Annotated in this window: 4 protein-coding genes; all 4 read left to right on the plus strand. The window is 63.4% G+C overall.

The window, feature by feature from the left end; genetic code table 11:
* The first annotated feature begins 1 nt into the window (after position 1).
* The 4 genes from RT662_RS07580 to tsf all read left to right on the plus strand — a co-directional run bounded on the left by RT662_RS07580 (position 2) and on the right by tsf (position 3,408).
* Positions 2-148, plus strand: a complete 147-nt coding sequence (locus RT662_RS07580) for a DUF1993 family protein (RefSeq protein ID WP_313670115.1) — start codon at positions 2-4, stop codon at positions 146-148.
* Between the two features lie 77 nt (positions 149-225).
* Positions 226-1,392 (plus strand): PQQ-dependent sugar dehydrogenase, encoded by a 1,167-nt coding sequence (locus RT662_RS07585; RefSeq protein ID WP_313670105.1) that lies wholly within the window; start codon positions 226-228, stop codon positions 1,390-1,392.
* A gap of 141 nt (positions 1,393-1,533) precedes the next feature.
* Positions 1,534-2,364, plus strand: a complete 831-nt coding sequence (gene rpsB / locus RT662_RS07590; protein ID WP_313670106.1) for a 30S ribosomal protein S2 — start codon at positions 1,534-1,536, stop codon at positions 2,362-2,364.
* 117 nt (positions 2,365-2,481) lie between these two features.
* Positions 2,482-3,408: a translation elongation factor Ts gene (gene tsf / locus RT662_RS07595; RefSeq protein ID WP_313670107.1), complete on the plus strand. Its 927-nt coding sequence runs from the start codon at positions 2,482-2,484 to the stop codon at positions 3,406-3,408.
* Positions 3,409-3,570: the final 162 nt, after the last annotated feature.

The following is a 3,570-nucleotide window of genomic DNA, read 5'->3' on the forward strand; positions in this document are numbered from 1 at the left end:
GATGCCGTTCAAGAGCGAGGATTTCCTGCTCAGCTTCAGCCAGCCCAATTTCTACTTCCATGCCTCGATGGTGTACGGGATTTTCCGCAACAAGGGGCTGCCGCTTGGCAAGAAGGACTTCCTCGGTCGGCCCAGAATGGCCGTGTGAGACACGGTTCGCGCAGTTCGTGCCGCATTGCTTGCCTTGCTGCGTGGCTGCATAAGCCGCCGCGAAGGAGATTTTTCATGATCCGACCACTGATCCTTGCCGCCCTCATCGCTGCGCCTGCCATGGCCGCGCCTGTAACGCAGACCCCGCCCAACGTACCTGAAAAGCGCCCGGCCTTTGCCGGCCAGACCCGCGCCGAGGCCGTGACCGCGAAAACGACGCTGGCCGTGACCGAAATTGCCACCGGCCTCAACAAGCCGTGGGGCGTGGCGCTGCTGGACAAAGGGCGTTTCCTGATCAGCGAGAAGGCGGCCAGCCGGCTGACAATCGTGGCCGCCAACGGCACCAAGACGCCCGTTACCGGCACACCCGCCACCGATGCCCGCAACCAGGGCGGCATGCTGGGCGTTGCCAACCCCGGTGATAGCTGGATTTACTGGAGCTATGCCGAACCGCGTGAAGGCGGCAATGGCACCGCGGTGGCGCGCGGGCATCTGGTCGGCAGCGAAATGCGTGATGTGCAGGTGATCTTCCGCCAGATGCCCACGCTGGATTCCGCCCAGCATTATGGCGGCCGCCTGGTGTTTCCCAAGGATGGCACGCTGATCATCACGCTGGGCGACCGCTCCATCTTGCCCGGCCGCGTGCAGGCGCAGAAGCTGGACAGCCTGTTGGGCAAGATCGTCCGCGTGAACCGCGATGGTTCGATCCCCAAGAACAACCCGTTCGTGAATGCGCCCGGCGCCCGGCCGGAAATCTGGAGCTATGGCAACCGCAACGTGCAGGGCGCGGCGCTCGATGCCAAGGGCCGGCTGTGGGAAGTGGAGCACGGGCCGCAGGGCGGCGACGAGTTGAACCAGATCCAGATGGGCCGCGATTATGGCTGGCCCACCATCAGCTATGGCGAGGAATATTCGGGCAAGCCGATCAACGACAATGCCAGCCAGGCACCCGAAATGGAGCAGCCGCAATATTACTGGGATCCGGTGATCGGCCCATCGGGCATGATTTTCCACAGCGGCAAGGGCGCGCCGGAGTTCAAGGGCAATATCTTCGTCGGCGGCCTGCGCGTGCAATCGCTGGTGCGGCTGGTGATGGACGGCGACAAGGTGGTGGGCGAGGAACGGCTGCTCACTGACCGCAAGGAGCGCATCCGCGATGTCATCGAAGGGCCGGCCGGCGAGATGTATCTGCTCACCGACGCGGTGGACGGCAAGTTGCTGAAGGTGACGCCCCAGAAGTGAGTTTGGCAAAGTGAAGCCTGCTTGACGGGACTGGCGCGCTTCGCTAATCGCGCCACTTCCAAACCCCATGCAGGGAACATATCCGGTGCGCTGGCTTTCGCCACGCTCCCCCTGCAGCGGATCAACCGGAGGAAAAATACTATGGCGGCTCCCGTCGTTTCCATGGCGAATCTGCTCGAAGCAGGCGCCCATTTCGGCCACCAGACGCATCGCTGGAACCCGAAGATGAAGCCTTACATCTTTGGTGAGCGCAACGGCGTCCACATCATCGATCTGTCGCAGACCGTTCCGCTGTTCGCCCGCGCGCTCGATTTCACCCGCGCCACCGTGCAGCACGGCGGCAAGGTGCTGTTCGTTGGCACGAAGCGCCAGGCGCAGGACCCGATCGCCGAAGCCGCGCGTCGCTGCGGCCAGCATTATGTCAACCACCGCTGGCTGGGCGGCATGCTCACCAACTGGAAGACCATCTCGGGCTCGATCCGCAAGTTCAAGCAGCTGGAAGAAACCCTGTCGGGTGACACCACTGGCCTGACCAAGAAGGAAGTGCTCAAGCTCACCCGTGAGCGTGACAAGTTCCAGGCTTCGCTGGGCGGTATCCGCGACATGGGCGGCCTGCCGGAAGTGATCTTCATCATCGACGTCAACAAGGAAGAGCTGGCCGTCAAGGAAGCCAATGTGCTGGGTATCCCGGTCGTGGCCATTCTCGATTCCAACACCGATCCGAGCGGCATCGCCTTCCCGGTTCCGGGCAATGATGACGCCAGCCGCGCCATCCAGCTGTATGTGAATGCCATTGCCGACGCCGTGATCGACGCCAAGCAGGGCCGCGCTGCCGATATGGGCGTGGATCTGGGCGCGATGGTCGAAGCTCCGGCCGAATATATCGCCCCGGAAGCTGAGGTGATTGCCGACATCGCTCCGGAAGCGGTGATGGACGCCCCGGCCGAAGCCGAAGCACAGCCGGAAGCCTGAGGCTTCCCGTTTTCGAACCAACGGGAGGCTGGGCGCGAACCGCGTCCGGCCTCTTGTCACACATATTTCATGTTGGCCGGGCATGGCCCTGCCAACACCCAAAAGAGGAGCCTCGACATGGCTGATATCACCGCCGCGATGGTGAAGGACCTGCGCGAAAAGACCGGCGCAGGCATGATGGACTGCAAGAAGGCGCTTGGTGAAACCGCTGGCGACATGGAAGCCGCTGTGGATTGGCTGCGTGCCAAGGGCCTGGCTGCTGCCGCCAAGAAGGCCGGCCGCACCGCCGCTGAAGGCCTGGTTGGCGTTGCCGTTTCAGGCACCAAGGGCGCCGCTGTCGAAGTGAACAGCGAAACCGATTTCGTCGCCAAGAACGAAATCTTCCAGGCGTTCGTCACCACCGTGACCGGCCTGGCGCTGACCACCGGTGCCGATGCTGACGCGCTGGGCGCAATGCCGTTCCCGGGCGGCGATGGTAGCGTGGCTGACAAGCTGACCGCCAACATCGCCACCATTGGTGAAAATCAGTCGCTTCGCCGCACGGCCATGCTGGAAGTGAGCCAGGGCGTCGTTGCTTCCTATGTGCACAACGCGATTGCGCCGGGCATCGGCCGTATCGGCGTGCTGGTTGGCCTGGAATCGGCCGCTGCTGCCGACGTGCTGGAGCCGCTGGCCAAGCAGATCGCCATGCACGTGGCCGCTGCCAGCCCGCTGGCGCTGGACGAGACCGGCCTTGATCCGGCCCTGATCGAGCGCGAGCGCGCCATCGCCCGCGAAAAGGCTGCCACTTCGGGCAAGCCGGCCGAAATCATCGAGAAGATGATCGAAGGCGGCGTGCGCAAGTTTGCCCAGGAATCGACGCTGGTGAACCAGATCTTCGTGATCGACGGCAAGTCCAAGATCGCTGACGTTGTGGCCGCTGCCGCCAAGACTGCCGGCACGCCGATCACGCTGAAGGGCTTTGTCCGCATGCATCTGGGTGAAGGCATCGAGAAGCAGCAGAGCGATTTCGCCGCTGACGTCGCTGCCGCAGCCGGCCTGTAAGTTCGGTTGAAGACAAGAGGGGCGGGCTGGGGGCAACCTCGGCCCGCCCTTTTTGTTGCCCGCTTCGCCTTTGCCGCCGTCTGCTTGTCCACGGTTTTTCGATGGACGCCGCTTGGCAGCGCGGCCAAGCACCGCTAGTGACCTATCGTCCTGACACAGAGT

The organism is Sandarakinorhabdus sp. (assembly GCF_032115815.1).
Lineage (GTDB): Bacteria > Pseudomonadota > Alphaproteobacteria > Sphingomonadales > Sphingomonadaceae > Sandarakinorhabdus.